Here is a 20735-nt window from a genome sequence, read left to right as displayed (position 1 = left end):
GAAAGAGTCATAGAACCACAAAATTCGGCTTCACTATTCAATGATAATACTTCTGTGGAGTACTTGGCTGATTCCTTTATCAGTATTAGTAATCTGAAGACGAACAACGTACAATCCCTTGCTCAAAGGAGTAGCTTGAGCATCTCTGCCCTCCCAAGTAAGGTTATGAAAACCTGCCTGATAGGACTGATTAGCTAAGGTAGCTACCTCCTGACCTAAGGCATTGTAAACTTTGATACTCACATGACTATCTGCCAAGCTCAACGGAAGTGTAAAGTTAAATTGGGTTTGGCTACTGAATGGATTAGGGAAATTGGTAAATATCACTTTGTCAGCATTCAAGTTTTCTTGGATAAATTGTTGGTCGCCATAGAATACTTTAAATCTATACTTGTCGACTGTCCGAGCAAAAGCATATTCACTGACCTCTTTCATGTCCACCATTCGCTGTAGCTCTTGGTCAAATAGGATAAGTTGCTTTTCATTTCCAAAGTAGGAATTGTCCCAAGATAAGGTGGTTAGTTTTTCGTTTTCGTTGGATTCTACGGTAAACTCCCAAATAAAATTGTCAGTAGTAGGAACGATGTCTTTGGTAAACTTAGGATAAAAGTAAGCAGGTCGGTTGAAATTCACCTCTACATACTTTCCAAATCTCGGCAAAGTCATATCATCAAACTCATCTTTTAAGATTTCTGCCTTAGGATTCATTCCCAAACCTGCAAATTCATTGCTTGTTTTTCCTATTTTTGCCGTGAGGCGAACTTCCCAATGAGGAGCGGTAATAGGATTGGTCAGGAGTTCTTTTTCTTCTATACGTCCACCAGAGTTGATAGAAGCATTTTTTAAGGTAGGGAAGCGCAAAGTCCCCCCTGTAGCAGAAAACACAAAGCCTCCGCGATAGCGTCTAAGGACATCAGTATTTTTAAAGCCTTTTTCATAGACTTTCAAACTGCCAAGACTTCCTGCGTTCTGATTTGCAGCTAAAATATCAGACCAAGACAGATTGTAGTTATAAGGATTGCCTATCTGATTCCAACCTGGATTCAAGTTGATAGAGAAAGGGTTAGCAGAGCTTACTCTCACTGTCGTTCCTTCGCCTGTATCTACATTTTCAATAGGTTTTTCTTTGATAATGAGCCAATAACCTTTTCCTGGGTCTAATTGGGTAAGCGGTTTTTCTTGTTTATTCACTTCATAAAGCTCCCCGCTTTGATAGTGCAACAATCTCCATGCTTGGTCGTCATAGGTACCTAAATCATCTTCTAAAATACCTCTCACACTTTTATCGTTCAGTTCCAGCGGGATTGCTATGATTTGATAGCTTTCTACATTCTCTCCAAAAATAAGGTCGGGAATGAGTTGGTTATTGTAGCGAATATGAGCCAGTCTTGGATTATTTCTTCCGTTAGCGGGGCTGGTAGTGGTATTCCCGACTCTATCAGTTGCTTGAATGTAATACTCTACGCCTATATCTCCTCGGAAAATATTGTAGGGAATAGAGGCAGCATATCTCCCATTCTCAAATCTGGCATTCACCGTAGTCCAACCGCCTTGAGTCGTATTAGGGGCATTACTGATACTACGATAAATACAATTAACAGTCAATCCGTCCGTACCCAAATTGTCTGTAACATTAAACGAAGGGTCTATCGAGGTAATATCACCCCTACTTGCATCAAAAAGGGCAGGAAATATCTCATCTGAAATTACAGGAGGAATATTATCTCTGATGATACTGAAATTGGAAGCACTCGTTCCAAAAACATTGGGTACATTGGCTACACTTACTCTAATGCGGTAGTTGCTGCCTACTGGCACATTAGTACCAATATTCCAAGAGAAAGTTCCGTTGTTTTCCACCGAAGAAGCAATGACGCGATTAAAAATATCACCAATGTATAAGTCAATCTTTACCAACTCTTCCGCAGGGAGATTGCTTGTCCACTGTATTTGGTGCCGTAACTCTTGAATCAATGATTCTCCTCCTCTTGGAAAGTTTACTGTAATCGTGGGTCTTAAAATTCTAACTAAGGGACTTTCCGAAACAAGTGTAGGGTTTTCCATACTGCTTACTCTTATCCTATAATCAGTACCCTCAGGCAGTTCAGGCAGGGTGAAGTTAGTCGTGTTGGCAAGTAGATTAACAGCAATATTTTGCACTACAGTACTGCCCCTAAGTAAATCTACCCTGACAGGTCTTTGCGTATTATTTGTCCAGTCTATCCTATAAGTAAAGCCGTTGCTATACCAAGTTTGTGCCGCTATGGGAACTGTAACTTGCAATCTGCCCTGCAAAATCGTAAAGTTGCCTGCACTGTTGGTAATTAAGTTAGTATTAGTGAGGCTGGTGATGCGTATGGAGTAAATATTTCCCTCTGGTAAGTCATTAGGTACAGTCCATTCAAACCTCCCTCCTGTGGCTTCTTGGGCAAGGGTGCGAATAAAAGTAAAATTATTGTTGTAAAGGTCTATCTTTACCCCTCCCTGCACGTTAGAAAGCCAAATGATAGGATAGGTAAATCCTCTGACCAACTGCTCACCTCCATTAGGAGAGCTAATTTGGAAAGAAGGAGCTACAATAGAAAATAGAGGAGAGTTTTCACTAATAGCATTATCCGCAGTCCGAATACGAATACGGAAAAAATTACCCGTTTCTATAGGAATATCGTTTACAGTAGCTGGCACTGTCCAAGTAAATCTACCATTGTTAGGGGTATTATTGGTAAGTGTGGTAAAGAAAACCCCATTTCTTAGCAGCTCTATGATGACGTTCCCGCCAAAATTAGTAGTCCAAGTAATATTTACTTCCGTACCTATGACAGCATTTAAACCTGCAGTGGGGTTGGTGATGCGTATAGAATCTGCATCGGCAATCGTAAAGTTAGCTTGGCTTTGCCCTATTACATTAGTAAGCGAAAGACTTGAAACTCTTATCCTGTAATCATTGGCAGAAGGGATATTGGTAGGAACTTCCCAAGTAAACTTCCTGTTTGCATTGGGTGTACTGTTCGAAATAGTTTGGGTCAATACATTGTTTTTCAACAAATCTATTCTTACGTTTCCAGCTACGCCGCTTTGCCAAGTAATGTCATACGTTTTCTTTTTCTGCCATGTTTCTCCACCTTGAGGGGCAGTAACAGTAATAGTGGGTGGAGATAGAATCGCAAAAGGTTCGCTGCTCCCCTGCTGATTGGCATCTGCCAAGCTAATAACGCGTACAGTATAGCCGTCATTATTACTCAAATCGCTTGGCACAGAAAAGTCAATGCTACTCTGTGTATTTGAGGGAATATTATTGCCTATGATTCTCACTACTGCTCCTGCCAATATCAGTTCTACTCTCAAAAGAGCAAGCACATTGGTTGTCCACCTTACTTGATAAGTACTTCCTGTATTCCACACTTGCCCTCTGGTAGGCGAAGTAACCCTTACAAAAACTCCTATGGCAAAAGTATCATCACTCTCGTCTATTACATTGGCATTGGAAACCAAAGAAATACGAATTTTGTAGTTGCCTCCATCTGCCACATTAGGCACCGTCCAATTAGCCGTGCCTGTGTTGGGCGTACTTGCAAGAATTGTTTGCACTACATTCCCATTACTTACTAAGTCTATCTTCACATTCTCAGCGGCAGTAATGTTAGAACTTGTTGTCCAAGTGATAGTTTGCGAACTTCCTTTGGCATAAGACTGCCCGCCATTGGGCGAGGTAAGCCTAATACTTTGCTCTATGACAAATAAATTACTTTCTGCAAAAACAAAAGGGTCTGCAATGCTGGTAATCCTAATCTGATAATTATTGCCTACTGAAATCATAAGAGGAACTGTCCATGTAAATAGATTTCCCGTAGTTGCATTGGAAATAGTAGTTAGGACTGTACCATTTTGCAATAAATCAATCTTGAAGTTATCGGTAAAAGTAGCCAACCAAGTAATATTGAAGTTTGCGCCTCTGGTCAGTACGCTGGTGTTGTTAGGAGTGTTTATTCTAATGACTCGACCTCCCAAAATAGAAAAATTCGCATCGCTAAGGTCGTTTACTGCCGAGTTGTTGGTACGGCTTACCCTAATTCTGTAATCGTTCCTCTCGGGTAATGTATTAGGGACATTCCATGTAAAAGTGTTGGCACTTACATTGTTGGCAATGATGCTATAAGGTGTATTCCCTATAAGAAGTTCTATAGTAAATACATCTTGGGCGGGGGTAGTTGGTGTGAAATTCCAAGAAATATTGTAAGGAGAACCTACACTCAAACTTTCTCCCCCATTTGGTGAGATAATAGTAATAGGGGCTTGGGCAACTACCTGATGAGCAAATAAAGACAGCAATAAAATGATGTAATGAGTAAAGAATATCTTTTTCATAATGCAGCTATGGAGGTTATTTTCAACATTTTTTGATGACAAAATGATTAAAGTAAGGTAGTTTACTACCCGCCCTCATCTGGATTGGGAGGGTCAGGCAGACGAGAAGTCTTAGGACGACCTAAAATCAACACTACTGCACCTATGATGGCTACTATGCCCAATGAACCCGCAATAATCACCCACTTAGGGAGTTTTTTGCTTTTCTGAATAGAAAAAAACTCACTTTTAGCAACATTTTCTTTGTCTTTTACATCAAAAATCATGATTTGGTAATCATCTCCTAAGGCAATGTCAGCAGGAATCTGCCAAGTGAAAACATTATTTGCACCCGCCACGCTCAAAGCAGAGAACTCTATCGTTCTTTCCAATTTTTCTGCTTTATACAGGTCTATCTGCACATTTCCGCCTGTCTTAGCTTCCCATGTAATCTTATAGCTTTGTTCCAAACGCAAAACTTCTCCTTTGGTAGGGGTAAGAATTTTCAAGTTTGCTTCATAGGGAAAAGAAACAGGAGTACTCATACCTATAGGATGGCTACTTACCCAATCCTGCGTATGAATTGCTAAGATGAGCCATGTAAAACAAAATAAGTAATATTTCATAAAAACGTCTTTGGTTAATTAGCTTTGTTTGACTTTCTAAGTACGTCTAACTATAAGCGTGGCGTTGCAATAGATTTTATTTATTTTTTCTCTGAAGAACTCTATGCACTGCTTCTACTATGTGTTTAGCTTTCAATCCATACTTTTCCATGAGTTCCTCAGGGGTACCGCTTTCTCCAAAAGTATCTTTTACGCCTACCATTTCCAAAGGTCTTGGCAAGTTCCTAGACAGCACCTGTGCAATGCTATCTCCCAAACCTCCATTAAGTTGGTGTTCTTCTGCACTTACCGCATAGCCTGTTTTTAGCACAGAATCCAAAATCGCTTTTTCATCTAAAGGCTTGATAGTATGAATATTGATAATTTCTGCGTCTATGCCCTGCTCGGCTAATATTTCCCCTGCAAGGATAGATTCCCAAACCAAATGCCCTGTGCAGAAGATGCTTACGTCTTTACCTTCGTTCAGATTTACTGCCTTGCCTATTTCAAATACTTGGTCGGCTGGGGTAAAAATAGGGACTACAGGTCTGCCAAAACGTAGGTAAACAGGTCCCTCGTAGTCAGCAATCGCTATAGTCGCCGCCTTAGTTTGGTTGAAATCGCAAGTATTAATGACCGTCATATTGGGCAACATTTTCATCATGCCTAAGTCTTCTAAAATTTGGTGAGTAGCACCGTCCTCTCCCAAAGTTACGCCTGCATGAGAAGCACAAATTTTCACATTTTTACCTGAGTAGGCAATAGATTGGCGAATCTGGTCGTAAACCCTGCCCGTAGAAAAATTGGCAAAAGTGCCTGTATAAGGAATTTTCCCTCCTATCGTCATGCCCGCCGCTATGCCCATCATATTTGCCTCAGCGATACCTACTTGGAAAAATCTTTCAGGAAATTCCTTTTTGAAATCGCCCATCTTTAGCGAGCCAGTGAGGTCAGCACAAAGTGCCACTACATTAGGATTTTTTCTTCCTACTTCCAATAAGCCAACGCCAAAGCCAGAGCGAGTATCTTTTTTTTCTGTGAAAGTGTACTTTTTCATTGATTAGTGAATGTTTTGTGAAAGATAATTTGTTTGTCTAAATGTCTAATTCGGTTTTCCGTACAAAATTAGGTATTAATATCGGTGCTTTGCTAAAATTTAGTTTAAAATCTTAAAATTTTCCTCATGCCTAAAAATTTCCATACTGCCAAGTCTGGAGTTTTTCAGGGTAAATCGTGCAGTTAATCCACTCAGGTTCTAAGACTGCTCCGCATTTTTTGTAAAAATTAATCGCTGGCGTATTCCAATCCAATACCTGCCAAATGACCACAGCCATATTGGTTTCCACTGCTCTTTTGATGACTACATCTAAGAGTAGCTTTCCCAAGCCTTTTTGGCGATGCGATTCGGTAACTATCAAATCCTCTAACCAAAGGCATTTCCCCCGCCAAGTAGAATAGCGCACGTAAGTCAAAGCCATGCCTACAATTTCAGGCTTTTCTGTCGTAGTTTCTACCACAAAAAACTCAAATACAGGATTTTGCCCAAATCCGTCCTCGAGCATTTTTTCTGGAGTATTGCTTACATTGTGTTCTCCTTTTTCATAAATCGCTAATTCCATGATGAGTTGGAAGGCGGCGGTGAGGTCTTTTGGCTCTCCCCTACGAATCGTGTATTCCATATTTGTTCAAGTAAATGGTTTGCTAAAAATTTTGAGGTGTAAAAATACAACTTTTCTCCAGTTAGACAAGATTTGCAATTTTTGATTTACCCAAAGATAAATTAGGAATTATCAAAAAAAGTAAATTGTTCTATAAGATAAGTTTACGATTTTTTTTATATTTTTGGACAAAAAAATAATGCTTATGCAAGAGCAAGTGATTAGTATTAACCCCAATGTAATGAGTGGTGTGCCTGTATTTGCAGGAACAAGAGTGCCAATATATAGTTTATTTGACTATGTGCTTACAGGAGAAACTATTGATGCTTTTATTAATGATTTCCCTACAGTGAGTAAAGAGCAAGCAATGAAAGTCATTACTATGGCACAGGAAATCTTGTTAGCTAATTCTAAATTTATTTTACGTGAAAACTTTACTTTTAGACGAGAATATTCCCAGACCACTTAAAAGAGAACTTACTGCTTATCAAGTCTATACAATTCAAGAATTAGGTTGGAGTGGTATAGAGGATAGGCAATTGGTAAATGATGCTGTTGCTCAAAACTTTGATATTCTCATCACCGCAGATAAAAACTTGGAATATCAACAGAAAATTAGTAATTTACCCATGGCTCTAATAGTAATATATCCTAAACTACTGAAGTGGGAATATATAAAACCACTCGTTCCTCAATTAATTCTTACGATTGATAGTGCAGAGAAGGGCAGTGTATATCATGTTTATTCTTGAAAAACCTCTTATTAAAAAAATAATATTGTGCCGATTGCTTGACCTTCGATTGTCTTACAAAATTTAAGACTCAATGATAGGATTATAAACTCATGTTCCTAACTATACACTCCTCCCGAGTGAATCGCTAAAACAGTGCTATTTTTTTGGAAAAAGCCTTTACTGATGAGGTCGAAAATGCCATAAAATAGCTTTCCTGTATAAATTGGCTCTATGGAGATTGGGTATTTTTGAGAAAAATCTTTGACAAAATCTTGTAAGACAGTAGTAACTTTTGCATAACCTCCAAAGTGATAGTCGTTGTTTACGTGCCAATTGAGGTAGAGTTTATCTACTATGAGTTGTTGTTTGATGGCTTCTTGGAGCAGGTTTTCAACGTCTTTTTGCAAAAAATCTCCTTTTAAAACGGCAAAACCTATTTTCTGAACATCGTCAGACGCTCCCGCTACCAAACCTGCTAAAGTCCCCCCTGTACCACAAGCACAACAAACGTAATTATATGCAACATCGACATTTTTTAGTATTTCCTCTGTCCCTTTGACTGCCCAAGGGTTGGTGCCACCCTCAGGGACAAGATAAAAATCTCCAAATTTTTCTTTGAGGTGATTGATGATTTGCGCTTCATTTTTTTTTCTGTAAGTGGCTCTGTCTAAGTAGCTAATCTCCATGCCACAACTGACAGCATGGCTTAACACAGGATTTAAAGGCAAATGTTCCTCTCCTCTGATAATACCAATGCTTTGGAAGCCTAATAAATACCCTGCCGAAGCAGTAGCATAAATATGATTGGAAAATGCTCCACCAAAGGTAAGTATTTTTGTAAATCCTTGTTTACGAGCATTTTCTAAGTTGTATTTGAGCTTGTACCACTTATTACCTTTGATGAGTGGGTGTATGAGGTCTTCCCTTTTTACTAAAAGCCTAACTTGATGTTTTTCAAGTAATTCATCTTTTATTTCTTGTATAGGGGCAGGAGTAAACATGAACTTTATGAAACTTCCTCCAACAAAGACCTAAATGCGTAGTATTTGCCTGCAAAGTTTTTCTCCACCTCTGCCCTCAAGGCACTTGCGTATTTGGCTTCGTATTCTTGGAATTTTTCCATGTTTTCGCAAAAATACTGCACCGCATAGTTTGTACCTGTATTGTCCTGAGCGGCAGTAAGCAATTTGAAAAAGCGGAAGTGAGAAAAAATACCCGTCTGCATTACATCGGGAATATGCACCTCTTGCATCCACCTAAGCCAACGGTCATGTGCATCGTCCTCTATATTAATGGTTACGTTGTATAAAATCATAAGTTACTTTTAGTTTGTGGAGGTGAATTTACCAAATTTTGTGTTGAATCTAAGGAAAATCTCTCAAAAATGTGGGACTTTTTCCATTTTACCCATGCAAAAGTAAGTAAAAATAGCAAACCTGCCACGCTTGCCATCGCTCCTGCAATAGAGCCATCTAACCAAACTGCCACATAGTACCCTATCAAGGCGGTGAGCGTACCTATCAAGGCAGCAAGTAAAAGCATTTTTTTCAGGTCAGTAGTCAAAAGATAAGCAGTCGCAGGCGGTACTATCAAAAAGCCTACGACCAAAATAGCCCCTACCGCTTCAAAAGAAGCTACGGTAGTGAGGGAAACTGCACCCATGAGTAGGTAGTGCCAAAGACTTACATTGATACCACAAGCGGCAGCAAAGGCAGGGTCAAAAGTAGTAATTATTAACTCCTTGTAAAAGAAAAAGATAAATCCCAAAACTAAGAGCAACACCATGCCCATAATCCAGACCACTCTGGGTCCTAAGTTGGTATTTTCCCCTACTATCCATACGTCTATGGGCGTATAGGCGATTTCGCCATAAAGTACACAGTCTTGGTCTAAGTCAATCTGCCCTGCATAGGCAGAAATCAAAATTACTCCTAAGGCAAACAGCGTAGTAAAAGTTACCCCTATCGAGGCATCGGTTTGTAGTTTTATTCTTTGGTGAAAAAACTCTATGAGAAAAGTAGTAAAAAGTCCTAAAGCACCCGCCCCGATGAGCATAGTAAAGGTTTCTCGCGTGCCTGTAAGTAAAAAAGCAAAGACTATCCCGGGCAAGATGCTGTGAGAAATCGCATCACTGACCATTGCCATTTTCCTCAAAATGAGGAAACAGCCAAGCAAGCTACAGCAAATAGCCACCAAAGAGCCACTCAGTATTATCCAGAAATCGACCATAAAGTAAAAAATAGCTTTGGCAAAGTTAGGAAAACAAATCTAAATTATGCGTTTGCACTAAAAGAGGATTTTTGACTGAGCGGAGTAGCCAACGAGAGATTGCTGATAAACACTCTCAGCCTCTCGATAAAATCGCTTGACTTTTCTCCTTGAGTAATAAATTCCCTTTTTAAGGCATGATATTGTAGGTCTTTAATGCCTTTTCTGTCCAACTCCTCGAAAAGTTGAATAAAGTTTCCGCTTTCCAATAACTCTAAAAGCATAATTATATCATAATTCCCATCGCCATTCTGTTTACTATCTTTTTCATTAAAAACCCTAATAAACTCTGCAATAAACAAATAACTTTCTCCTAATCCTCTTATCATACCTTGCCTTTCAGAAAAAAGGACATTCTCCCCAATCGCTATAAATTTATTGTACCCTAACAAACTGTCACTAAAATACGAGGATGCTCTCAAACGGATTTCATCGCTTATTTTTTGATTATCATTAAATTGATTACGTAGATTTTCTATCAAAAAACTATATTTCTCTTGGTAAGCATAGAAAAAAGGCTCAAAATCAGGGGACTCTACTTCTACTCTTGACAACACAGGTAAAACAATGCCCTTGCGAAACTTTCCACTTGTTACATAAGGAGAATTGACTATATTTTTGGCAACTTGCAAGCAACCTTCTAAATTTTGGTGAGTAGGAGCGATAACTAAAACATTCACTTCAGGTAGTTGGATATTGCAAATATTGGAGTAGTCGCTTAGTCCTGTACGGCTGTCTATGAATATGTAGTCATAATCCAAGTTTTTCAACTCTTTTTTGATGTACTCCATGTATCGCTTACCGTCCAAAGTTTCGTAAAACTCATACCAATCAAAGTCTATGACGTTTCGCTTGTATTCCTCAGCTTCGATGTATCTCCCTGCGGGAATGAGGTCAATTTTGCCTGTCCTCAATTCTTGCTTTTCATTTGGAGGGAGTAAGGAAGCATCTACCATACTTATAATATTTTCCTGAGTAAACTTAGGGAAGTCTTCTATTGTCAAATGTTGCAGGTTTTCTGCACTACGAACTACTTTGCAGTAATCTTGGAAAACTTCTAAAAGTCCTTTGCCTGTAATGTCCTCATTACTTTTTTTAAAATAAAAATGCACACCAGGCGCCTCTAAGTCCCAATCTATCAGCAAAATTTTCTTATCTTTTTGATAGCACAGATAAGCGGCAAGATTTGCCATGAGTTGGGTACGCCCTACGCCGCCTTTATATGAATAAAAAGTAACTATCATGGATTGAAAATTTAAGTATTCAAAGAAAGCGGAATTTCGCCCTCGAAATGGTCTTGCAAGGCAGGAATCACACACGTCAAATCAAACTGCAGCCTTGCAATACTCGTCAATCGCCTAAAAAATGTGTTTTTGTCCGCTACTTCTAAATCGATGTAAAAATAACCATTATCTTGTCGTTGTTTCAAAAAAACCTCAGCATATTTATAATGAAAGTTATACAAGGAGCTGAAGACCTTTTTACCATTTTTAAGCATAATTTCCCTGTGCTTAGCGGTATGTGTTTGACAAATAGGCACTAAGCACCCTCCAATATCTTTATCATTAAAAATCTTTGCTAATGCTGTATTTCCTGAGAAACGCAGTGCTAAACTGTCTGCGATTAGCACAATGTTTTTTTTCATATTTTTAAGGCTATCTATAAAAATGCTGTCTATCTCCTCATCTTGAAAATCGAGAATAAAGGCATTGAGGCGATAGCCTGACTTGTCTTGGTAATCTTTTAATAGTTTTAAAATCGTATCCTCTTGGCTGTAAGGCTTCCAATTTTCATGCTTTGCATCATAATGCCCCTTCAAAAGGGCGAAGTCTATGTCTTTGACTTCATCTTCGATATTTTTGGCAGAAGTAGTAATGATGAGCAAGTGCAAAGGTTTGGTGCTTGAGTTGATGACATTTCGTAAAGATTGCTCTAACTGTGGTAAATCTATTTGATTAACAGAGATTTGACTAAGGTTACACCCTTGTATGACTATGTTGGCATTGCCTATGACTTCGCTTGTATTGGGCATTTTCTATCACAATTAAAATTTGACCAAACTCATATACACCTTCACTCTATCAATAAAATCACTTAATTCTACCCCTTTCAAACCCGCACTAAATTCTTTCTTAAAGCGGTTATACTGAAAATCTTTGATTCCTTTTTTATCCAACTCCTCAAAAACCTTTGCTATGTCGCCTTGCTCTATCAAATCCATGATGGCATTTTTATCTATACTATTATCTATTTGATTATTAACAATTTGAGGATTATTGTTTGTGATATTCACGTTAATATGGGAATTTTCCAGCCCTTGAATAACCAAGTTTTTATTACCTGTAACATTGCTTTCATTTTTCTTTTCTGGGTTCATAGTACTTTCCACTTTTTTCAGTTTCCAAGTTAATAAACTTTTGTCTTTGTAATACATCTCCCAAGGAATTTTGTTAGGTAGAGGTTCTTTTAAATCCTTGCGGTACAAGCCACGCATATTTCCTGAGCCGTTTCTCATGGTAATTTCATTTACTGCTTCGTTCCAAGCTCTTTCTATGTCCATCTCCTCTCCGATTCCTTTGTAAAATCGGCTTGCTAAGTGAGTAGCTACTTCATCACTGATTTCGCTGACAGTACCTATGACTACAGGAATGCCTGCTTCTGAAAGTTCTTTGGCTTGCTGTTTAGTAGTGCAACCGTTGAAAAATACCAATCGTAAGCCCTTTTGTTGGGCGAGAAAAGCCACTATACCTACTCCATGAGCAGTTTGATTTACACCTTCCAGGTCTTTTACCTCTGAGGGGTGTAGCGAAGACTCCAAAAGCAATTGATAGCCATCAGCGTGTCCTCCAAAATGAAAAATCGCAATCCTATCCCTGTAGCGTAGGTCTTGGAAAACGTCCAAGACTTGCTCTATACTGGCATTAGCCCTTTCTACTACCTCACAAAGTCCTTGCTTATCAGCCTCTTGGAGTGCTTTGCGGATTTCGTTGTGTTCCATAGGGATATTTCTTAGATACCTTGTGCTATCTACTTTGTCATTGGCAAAGGCAAGAAAAATAACAGGTTTACTGAGCATAAGAAACTCATAATTTTTTATCTGATAATGTGCAAGTTAGAAAATTTTATCATCAAGTTCTTAAAGGAGTACAGAAAAATTTTTTTCTGTAGTTTTATTTGCTAAAGCCCCTTGCCTCAACGTATCGGTATGACTTTGACATAGCAAGCAAACTCATTTTGCTAAAGTATTGTATTCATAAGCATCACAACAACGAGAAAGAGATTTCGTTATTAGATTGTAAACATCTAAACCTAAAAATAATATGAATAGAAAACTTTATATTATCGCAATGCTAATTTTAGCTAATACTTTGATAAGTAGGCAAATATCTCATGCACAAGTATATGAAATATACAAAGAATCGACGCTTCCTTCTCGCGAGCCATTTGTATTGCAAAGTCCTGATAATAAGTATAGAATAGAAGGAATAGACTTTATACGACCCGGCGGATTTACACCTTACTCTTCCAAAGTTTTTATAGAAGTCTATGACAATGCAGACAACAAGAAAATCAACACACTGAAAATAAAAGGATACGATACAGTAAAACAAATTGCCTTTTCAAAAAATGGGAAATATCTTTTCTTTCTGCTAACAGGTGGAGCAACCACTGGAGAGTTTTTTATAGTAAATTTTAAAGAATTATCTATGGGAAGAAGAAAAAATAATGCAAGACGTTGGTCAGTATATCCTTATGACCAGAAATTTACCTTAGTAGATGATGAGGAAAAGATAGTGGTAGGATTTCAAGGCAGAGGATATCAAATGGTCGAGCTAAGCAAATTCAAAGATGAACTATATTTTAGCGTAGGAGACGCAGGTATGAGTATAAAATTATTTGGATATTAGATTTCTCTTCTGACTTGTTTAGTTCCGCATTTAGAGAACAGATTTTAGAGAAACGAAAGAATCTCCCTATGCAAATACCTCAAAACCTGCTTTCTCTAAATCCTCCCAAAATCTTGGATAGGATTTTTCTACTACTTCTGGCTTTTCTATGCTTATCTCAAAAAGTAAAGCCAAAGGAGCAAACGCCATTGCCATGCGGTGGTCTTTGTAGGTTCTAATCATTGCTGAGGGGGCTTGCATAGCTTGAGGGCTGATATGCAACTCTGCATCATTAACATCTTTTGCCTCTATGCCAAACTTTGCCAATTCATCTCTGACAGCTATCAGCCTATCAGTTTCTTTGATTTTCAGACTTTCCAAGCCTGTCAATTTCATATTGACTCCTTTTGCTGCACCTAAGACCGCAATAGTTTGGGCTAAATCTGGGCAGTGCGTAAAGTCCCACTCAAAATCTTTCACCGTTTTTGTTTTCCTTAGCCATACGCCATCTTCCTCAAAAACAGAACTTACGCCCAAGTGTTCCATGATTTTTACGATTTCTGCATCTCCTTGCAAAGAGTCTTTTTTCAACCCCAATAATTTGACTTCTGCTTCGTGTGCCAAACTTACGATGCTGTACCAATAGCTCGATGCCGACCAATCGGACTCTACGCTATAAGACGAAGCATGATATTGCTGTGGAGCGACATAAATACTATTCCCATTCCACTCATGCTGTACGCCAAAGTTTTGCATGAGTTGTAAGGTCATCTGGATATACGGCAGAGAGGCTACTTTCCCAACTAAGTTGATTTTCAGACCATTGGGTAGAGCAGGCGCAGCCATTAGCAGTGCGGAGATATATTGGCTACTGATGTCCCCGCGCATATACAATTCATTTTTGACAGGTCTAAATTTTTTGATATGGATAGGAGGATAGCCCTCATTTTTCATGTATTCAATGTCTGCTCCCAGTTCTCGCAAGGCTTCTACCAATACTTGAATCGGTCTTTCACACATTCTTTGACTTCCTGTCAAAATAGTTTCTCTATTGATTACAGTGCAGTATGCCGTTAAGAAACGCATGGTCGTTCCTGCATCTATCACATCTAACATTAGGTCATCAGAAGCTAACAACCTAAGCATTGTTTGGGTATCTCTGGCTTCTGATAGATTGTTAAGCTGGCACGGTTGTTTACACAAAGCATTGATAATCAAAACCCTATTGCTTTCACTTTTAGAAGAAGGGAGCAGAATAGAAGTATGAATTTGTTTGCTTGGATGAAAAATCCTTACTGCTTCTGCACTCAAAATATTGTTTGACATCGTTTAGCGTTAAAATGGAAAAATAACTAAATTTTACTTGCAAAAGTAAAGGAAAACTTAAATTAAAAAAAGGAATACTTAAAAAGTCTATTATTCTCCGGGGTGATAAGTCCTCTCTGCATTTTTCAAAATATCCTCTTTGTAAAACCATACTTCTTTGAATTTGCCTTGTGCGTACATTTGAGCTTGGTCAAAAAAGTGCTTGGATTGGGGATTGCCGCTTTGCCCACCTGCCAAAAGTGATTTTGCTTTGATTTTTTCACCAAACTCGACTGCACAAACAAAGCTATTTCCGTTTACTCCATATCTTTTATTTGTACCTGAAAAATAGCGACTTGTATAGGAGGGCAACATTCCCCAAACTGAGGAGGCAAAAGGCACAGGTAGGCTTGGCTTGTTGTCATCATATTTTTGCTCAATATCAGCGGAAACTCTTTGAAAGCGGTTTACCTCACCCCAAGCAACTTGCCAACGTCCAAACTTTTTTTCTAAATCTTTTAAAACTTCTAATAAAGGCAAAAGCATTTCTTTGGGTGAGGCATTTTTAGCAAAATATTGTGTTTTAGCTACTTGGTCAGCATCTTCGTTCCCTTCAATTTTTATCCTTAGAATGGCTGGAAGTAGTTTCTGTCCCCACTCTATTGCCAAAGTTGTTGCTATTGATTTTTCCTTGCTATGGAAGTCCCAATTTTTCAAGACCATGACAGCCCCAACTAAGTAAGCATATAAGGAATCATTAGGGTTTATATTTTTTTCAAAAGACTCGACCAGTGCGGGTACTAAGACCTCAAAAGCAGCAAGATATGTGTCATATCCTGCTGCTATTACCTTGTCTATGTTATACTTAGTAGGTTTGCTCAATACTTTTACTGCATTGATTCCCCTGAAGTTTTCCCCATCGGGAGCCATGTATTTGGGATAGTTTTCTCTTTTAGGACTGTAAGCACCCGAAGCGGTAAAAGGGGTAGAGTTGCAGTTTTGTATCCAACCATTAGTAGGATTGTAAATATGTACCGATTCTTCTACCTTGTGCAAGCCCTTCCATTCTGTGGCGCTCGTGCTGCCGTCCACAGGTTTTGACCAATCGTATTTGGCATCTCTGACAGGCAGAAAATTGCCATGCCAATAGGCAATATTCCCTTCTGCATCAGCATAAACCGTATTGTTAGAAGTATTGGCTAATAAAGCCATTGTTTTTTTAAACTCAGCAAAACTTTTGGCTTTGGTGCGTTGCCAGCTTTGTACTAATCCATTGAAAGAGCGATTGTTGGCTTTCAAACTCAAATATTGTCCTTCTCTTTTTGCCATGACTGCTCCATGATGCGTAAATAGTGCATTGATAGTTTTTGTCAAAATTTTATCGCCTTGGCGATAGCGCAAGGTAATTTTTTTCTCTTTGACAGGCTTTTTCGCTCCATTGTACTCATAAAACCATTTATTTTCTTGTTGATACATTTTCTCGATGTAGGCGTCAGAAACATCGGCACTGCTGGAGGTATGCATCCAACCGCATTTTTCGTTAAATCCTTGGTAAACAAAAAACTGTCCCCAAGTAACTGCACCATAAGCATTTAGCCCTTCCTCGCTAACGACATGGACTTCAGGACGAAAATAAAAAGTAACATGGGGGTTGATATACAAAATTGCCTTGCCTGACTCCGTAACAGAGGGAGCAAAGGCAAAACCATTTGAGCCTGTGAGTATCTCCTCGTCTTTTTCTTTGGGCAGCAAAAAACCTGTGGCAGGTTCTCCTGAGTAAAAACTTTTCAACTCATTGACAGTAATGCCTGCCGTACTAATCGCTCCAATGCTTCCGTCAGTCCAGAGTAAGGGATACCAAGGCTGGAATCTTTTGAGCAAAGCGGGCTTGATTTGTGGATTTTTATACAAAAAAAAGTTGATGCCATCAGCGTAGGCATTGAGCAAGGATTTGAGCCATTTGGGAGATTTTTTGTAGTCTGCTATGGCTTCGGTAGAGTCTATGACCAAGCGAATGAGCAAGTCGTTATAGAGTTCTGCTTCCCCTTTGACCTCGGCGGTGCGTCCTAACTTTTCTATGTAGTTCATTTCTACTCTTGGGAAGTCATCTTCGCACTGGGCGTAGAGCAAACCAAAAACGGCATCAGCATCAGTCTTGCCGTAGATGTGGGGGATTCCCCAAGTGTCCCTGATAATAGTAACTTGTTGGGCTTGTTTTTCCCAGCGGCTAATTTCCTCTTGGGTAAAGTTTTGGGAAAAAAGTGCAATAGGAAGGAATAAAAAGATTAGTAGTAATGATTTCATATTTTCATAAGTCTAAATTTCAAATTGCTTTGTACCAAAAGTAAACTTCTCCCTACAAATATTCAAAAAGCAAAAGTAAATTTGTTGGATTTGTTGGTTTTTGTTCTCTATTTTTAGTCTTTTATTCATCAAAACAACCTAATACGTATGGTGCTAAATTATATATGGGTGGCTTTTTTCCTTATCGCTTTTGTCATTGCCCTTGTCAAATTGATTTTTTTTGGAGATACAGAAATGTTCCCTAAACTGATTGCAAGCACTTTTGACATGGCAAAAACAGGCTTTGAGATTTCCCTTGGGCTAACAGGGGTTATGACGCTTTGGCTCGGACTAATGAAAATTGGGGAGAAGGGAGGAGCAGTAAACTTATTGGCTCGCTTGGTCAGTCCATTTTTCCATAGACTTTTTCCTGAATTGCCTAAAAATCACCCTGTAATAGGTTCTATCCTGATGAATTTCTCAGCTAATATGCTTGGGCTGGACAATGCGGCTACACCCTTAGGATTAAAAGCCATGAAAGAGATGCAAGAACTTAACCCTCAAAAGGATACTGCCTCAAATGCTCAAATCATGTTTTTAGTTTTGAATACTTCGGGCTTGACGATTATTCCTCTGAGCATCATGGTCTATCGGGCGCAAATGGGGGCAAAAGACCCATCGGATATTTTTATTCCTATTCTGTTAGCTACTTTTTTCTCTACTTTTATTGGCTTGATTAGTGTAGCTATTTATCAGAAAATCAATTTATTTGATAAAGTAATTATTGCCTACTTGGGAGGTTTGCTCTTATTTGTCTTGGGTGTAATTTGGTACTTTTCTTCCTTAGACCAAGCACAAATCAGCACGATTTCCTCTGTGGCGAGCAACCTGATTTTGTTTTCTGTCATTATTTTGTTCATCTCTTTGGCACTCTTTGGCAAAGTCAATGTGTATGAAGCTTTTATAGAAGGAGCCAAAGAGGGCTTCCAAACTGCTATTACCATTATTCCTTATTTGGTCGCCATCTTAGTAGCGATTGGGGTATTTCGCACTTCTGGCGCAATGGACTTCTTAGTAGATGGTATCAAATTGGCAGTGAGCAGCTTAGGAGTAAACACTGATTTTGTTGCAGGATTGCCTACGGCTTTGATGAAACCTCTGAGCGGAAGTGGAGCAAGGGGCATGATGCTCGATGCCATGAAACAATACGGTGCGGACTCTTTTGTAGGGCGGCTGGTAAGTATCATTCAAGGTTCTACAGAAACTACTTTTTACGTATTGGCGGTTTACTTTGGCTCGGTAAATATCAAAAATACAAGATATGCCGTCAATTGTGGACTGCTGGCTGACTTGGCGGGTGTCATAGCGGCGATTTGGCTGACGTATTTGTTTTTTTGAAAATTACAAATGCTTCAATTTCAACTGCAAATTAGTTTTCATGTTTATCATAATAGCAATGCCGTCTTCGTGTATAGCGATTTGCTTGGGTTTCAGTTGCATATTTTCTAATTGAAGTTCTATTTTTTTCCCTACTTTGCCTTTGGCTATGCCTTCATAAATAAGCGAAGGGATTTTTTCTACTTGTTTTTTCAAAGGAAAATGTAGCTTTTCTTGGATAAGGCTTTTAAAAGTATCGTGCAGTAGCCAATCTGCCGTTTGTAAAAGTGCTTCCTCTGTATGTATATCAAAATCAAAGTCTTGAATATGAATAGTTTGCTCCTCGTCATCTGTATAGCTTGGTTTACCTTTGAGAAAAACAGTGCCGTTGGCATCGCCTTTTACGTCCACCCGCAATACGATAAAGCTACCATTGCCAAAGATGCGTATATTTTTAATTTTTAATGTATGCCCTTCTATGTTCAACTCTTTCTCTGCCAACTCCTTAGTCAATATTTCATTGATGTCTGCGTAGTGAATGTGATTGACGGCATTCAAATCGCAATGATTAGGAATTTCGTTGGCTCGCTGGAGAGGAGGCAGTTTCTCTATGATTTCGTAAGTAGGGTGGTCGCCAAAAATAGTTTCTACCATTGCCCCAATTTTACCGTCAATAAGAATGTGATACCCATCGCTACGTATGTGGCTTGCAGTGAACTCCATAGGTTGTGCTTTAATCCAAACTTTTTTATGCTGTCGATTAATGAGAATAGGTTTTTGCAATTCCGTCCATATGTGCAGGATTTCTTTGTCCAAATGCAGTTGGTCATGTGCCAAGTTATCAATCATTTGTTCTATGTGTGGGGCTTCTTGTAAAAGAATTTTCTCTATCAATTTTGTCAAATCAAAATTGATAGAAAGTAGGCTCAGTTTGGGTTTTTCTATCCATTCTATGCCTTGGAAAGTAGTCTTGCTTTGCAATTTCCAATCTTGCCCAATATCTACTTTACTTTTGAACTTAGCGATGAGGGAGAAAGTAAGTGCCTGACTTTTTTGCAGTTGTTTGCCTAAGATTTTGGTTTCAAAACGTTTGTCAGCATAGATTTTCAAAGGAGCAGAATAAGATAGTTCATTGCCTTGCATCTGCAAATTTATCTTACCCATTCTTACAATTTTGAGTTTCAAATTGTCGCGATTATTGTTTTCATAGCTTTCATCATTGACAATTACCTCTTTGAGAGAGGAATTGACTTTTTCCCTCAATGTGCCTATTTCCAATGCAATAGGTGTAGCAATGTAAGACATTTCTGCTTGGATAGGTGGGTCAAAGGGCAGTTTTTCAGGCTCGTCGGGTTTGAGTTGGGAACAGCTTGGAATGAGAAATATACCCAAAATTAGGCAATACTTCGCTTGGTAAAATGAGAGATTGAGTTTCATAGGCAAGGATTTTCTTTTAAAGATAACGAAAATCAATCTCAATTAGCGTGAAAAATGAAAAAATTAAGGAGAGAAAGGCAATTCGCTTATAATTCATAGCTTACGCCTAACTTGTCTAAAAATTCTTTAGGGGCACCCGTCCAGACGTTAGCCACATTGCCCATGAAGCCTATGTCTTTCATGCCTATTTTACTTGACCAAAAGCCTGAGGCTACTAAGCCGCGAAAATGCGTAAAAAAAGCTACGCCTTGGCTCATCTCTGGCTTGGCTACCTCGGGGTAGGCAATCTCATCTAACATCTCAAACTGTTGATTTTCAGCACAATCAATAAAGTTCTTTTGGAATCTCTTATGGCATTGTATGTCCAGCCATTTCAAGCCCCCTCTTACGGTGAGTTGCTGTTGGGGTTGGTCTATCATCATAAACTCTATGAACTCTGGCACGCCAGCCTCAGAGGCACTCCCCGACCTTTCGTCTTTGGGAATAATGATGTCTGCCAATACTTTCACTGTCTTGCGCTCATGCTCTGTAAAAAATTTTTGTTGCATGAGTTTTTGGTCGCGCTCATTTAATCCTGTATTTTGTGCAGCGTGAGAATGGTCATGCCCCCCTACCTGTGCATTTTCTTCTGCTTTCTTGTCATCGCACCCTACGAGAACACCTGCGCCTAAGCCACTGACAGCCAAAGCCTTTAACGAATCGCGTCTTGATATTTTTGCCATAGAGTAAAGTAATTATGATTGCTTAGAGTAATTTTTGTTCTTTTACTCAAAGGTATAAAACTTTTTAAAATACTGTGCATTGGGGAAAGATAAAATATTTTTAAGTTGGAGTTTT

General features: G+C 38.9%; 18 protein-coding genes. 4 read left to right on the top strand and 14 right to left on the bottom strand.

Annotated elements, in window-relative coordinates; all coding sequences use genetic code 11:
- Nucleotides 1-33: 33 nt before the first annotated feature.
- From BM141_RS05390 to BM141_RS05375, 4 genes are all read right to left on the bottom strand, one after another.
- Nucleotides 34-4365 carry a Ser-Thr-rich GPI-anchored membrane family protein gene (locus BM141_RS05390; protein ID WP_091541353.1) on the bottom strand — a complete coding sequence of 1444 codons (4332 nt, stop codon included), beginning with the start codon at nt 4363-4365 and terminating at the stop codon, nt 34-36.
- Between the two features lie 65 nt (nt 4366-4430).
- Nucleotides 4431-4970, bottom strand: coding sequence for a GPI anchored serine-threonine rich family protein (locus tag BM141_RS05385; RefSeq protein WP_091541350.1), 540 nt, complete (start codon nt 4968-4970; stop codon nt 4431-4433).
- 76 nt (nt 4971-5046) lie between these two features.
- The gene (locus BM141_RS05380; RefSeq protein WP_091541346.1) at nt 5047-6006 is read right to left on the bottom strand and encodes a transketolase family protein; all 960 of its coding nucleotides are present in this window, start codon (nt 6004-6006) and stop codon (nt 5047-5049) included.
- Nucleotides 6007-6136: 130 nt separating this feature from the next.
- The gene (locus BM141_RS05375) at nt 6137-6628 is read right to left on the bottom strand and encodes a GNAT family N-acetyltransferase (protein WP_091541343.1); all 492 of its coding nucleotides are present in this window, start codon (nt 6626-6628) and stop codon (nt 6137-6139) included.
- Nucleotides 6629-6806: 178 nt separating this feature from the next.
- Between BM141_RS05375 and BM141_RS05370 the strand changes: the two genes are divergently transcribed.
- Together BM141_RS05370 and BM141_RS05365 are read left to right on the top strand one after the other, a co-directional pair.
- Nucleotides 6807-7076 (top strand): DUF433 domain-containing protein, encoded by a 270-nt coding sequence (locus tag BM141_RS05370; protein ID WP_091541340.1) that lies wholly within the window; start codon nt 6807-6809, stop codon nt 7074-7076.
- Nucleotides 7033-7359 carry a DUF5615 family PIN-like protein gene (locus BM141_RS05365; protein ID WP_091541336.1) on the top strand — a complete coding sequence of 109 codons (327 nt, stop codon included), beginning with the start codon at nt 7033-7035 and terminating at the stop codon, nt 7357-7359. Before BM141_RS05370 ends, BM141_RS05365 begins: the two co-directional genes overlap by 44 nt.
- 98 nt (nt 7360-7457) lie before the next feature.
- Here the strand turns inward: BM141_RS05365 and BM141_RS05360 are convergent, their stop codons facing one another.
- Genes BM141_RS05360 through BM141_RS05335 form a run of 6 tightly spaced genes read right to left on the bottom strand, consistent with a single transcriptional unit; the run spans nt 7458 to nt 12685 of the window.
- A complete protein-coding gene (locus BM141_RS05360; protein ID WP_091541332.1) occupies nt 7458-8342 on the bottom strand; it encodes a 1-aminocyclopropane-1-carboxylate deaminase/D-cysteine desulfhydrase in 885 nt (294 codons plus the stop codon).
- Between the two features lie 5 nt (nt 8343-8347).
- On the bottom strand, nt 8348-8656 hold the full coding sequence (locus BM141_RS05355) for a DUF4286 family protein (protein WP_091541329.1): 309 nt from the start codon (nt 8654-8656) through the stop codon (nt 8348-8350).
- Nucleotides 8653-9570, bottom strand: coding sequence for a metal ABC transporter permease (locus tag BM141_RS05350; RefSeq protein ID WP_091541325.1), 918 nt, complete (start codon nt 9568-9570; stop codon nt 8653-8655). Before BM141_RS05350 ends, BM141_RS05355 begins: the two co-directional genes overlap by 4 nt.
- 44 nt (nt 9571-9614) lie before the next feature.
- Nucleotides 9615-10853: a KGGVGR-motif variant AAA ATPase gene (locus BM141_RS05345; protein WP_091541322.1), complete on the bottom strand. Its 1239-nt coding sequence runs from the start codon at nt 10851-10853 to the stop codon at nt 9615-9617.
- An 11-nt stretch (nt 10854-10864) separates the two neighbouring features.
- Nucleotides 10865-11641 (bottom strand): hypothetical protein, encoded by a 777-nt coding sequence (locus BM141_RS05340; RefSeq protein ID WP_091541318.1) that lies wholly within the window; start codon nt 11639-11641, stop codon nt 10865-10867.
- A gap of 12 nt (nt 11642-11653) precedes the next feature.
- On the bottom strand, nt 11654-12685 hold the full coding sequence (locus BM141_RS05335) for a CHAT domain-containing protein (RefSeq protein WP_091541315.1): 1032 nt from the start codon (nt 12683-12685) through the stop codon (nt 11654-11656).
- A 244-nt stretch (nt 12686-12929) separates the two neighbouring features.
- Between BM141_RS05335 and BM141_RS05330 the strand changes: the two genes are divergently transcribed.
- Nucleotides 12930-13517 carry a hypothetical protein gene (locus BM141_RS05330; protein WP_091541312.1) on the top strand — a complete coding sequence of 196 codons (588 nt, stop codon included), beginning with the start codon at nt 12930-12932 and terminating at the stop codon, nt 13515-13517.
- Nucleotides 13518-13583: 66 nt separating this feature from the next.
- On the opposite strand, the gene aroA is transcribed toward BM141_RS05330, so the two are convergent.
- Together aroA and BM141_RS05320 are read right to left on the bottom strand one after the other, a co-directional pair.
- Nucleotides 13584-14822 carry a 3-phosphoshikimate 1-carboxyvinyltransferase gene (aroA, locus tag BM141_RS05325; protein WP_091541309.1) on the bottom strand — a complete coding sequence of 413 codons (1239 nt, stop codon included), beginning with the start codon at nt 14820-14822 and terminating at the stop codon, nt 13584-13586.
- Between the two features lie 90 nt (nt 14823-14912).
- Nucleotides 14913-17105, bottom strand: coding sequence for a penicillin acylase family protein (locus BM141_RS05320; protein ID WP_091541306.1), 2193 nt, complete (start codon nt 17103-17105; stop codon nt 14913-14915).
- A gap of 147 nt (nt 17106-17252) precedes the next feature.
- On the opposite strand from BM141_RS05320, the gene BM141_RS05315 reads away from it, so the two are divergent.
- A complete protein-coding gene (locus BM141_RS05315) occupies nt 17253-18482 on the top strand; it encodes a nucleoside recognition domain-containing protein (RefSeq protein ID WP_091541303.1) in 1230 nt (409 codons plus the stop codon).
- Between the two features lie 3 nt (nt 18483-18485).
- On the opposite strand, the gene BM141_RS05310 is transcribed toward BM141_RS05315, so the two are convergent.
- Together BM141_RS05310 and BM141_RS05305 are read right to left on the bottom strand one after the other, a co-directional pair.
- Nucleotides 18486-19898 (bottom strand): DUF4403 family protein, encoded by a 1413-nt coding sequence (locus tag BM141_RS05310; RefSeq protein WP_091541299.1) that lies wholly within the window; start codon nt 19896-19898, stop codon nt 18486-18488.
- Nucleotides 19899-19984: 86 nt separating this feature from the next.
- Entirely contained in the window at nt 19985-20620 is a 636-nt protein-coding gene (locus BM141_RS05305) for a gluconate 2-dehydrogenase subunit 3 family protein (protein ID WP_317039431.1), read from the bottom strand.
- Between the last annotated feature and the right edge of the window lie 115 nt (nt 20621-20735).

It is taken from the genome of Thermoflexibacter ruber (assembly GCF_900113045.1).
GTDB classification, from domain to species: Bacteria; Bacteroidota; Bacteroidia; order Cytophagales; family Thermoflexibacteraceae; genus Thermoflexibacter; species Thermoflexibacter ruber.
This window is presented reverse-complemented; position numbering and strand designations above follow the sequence as displayed.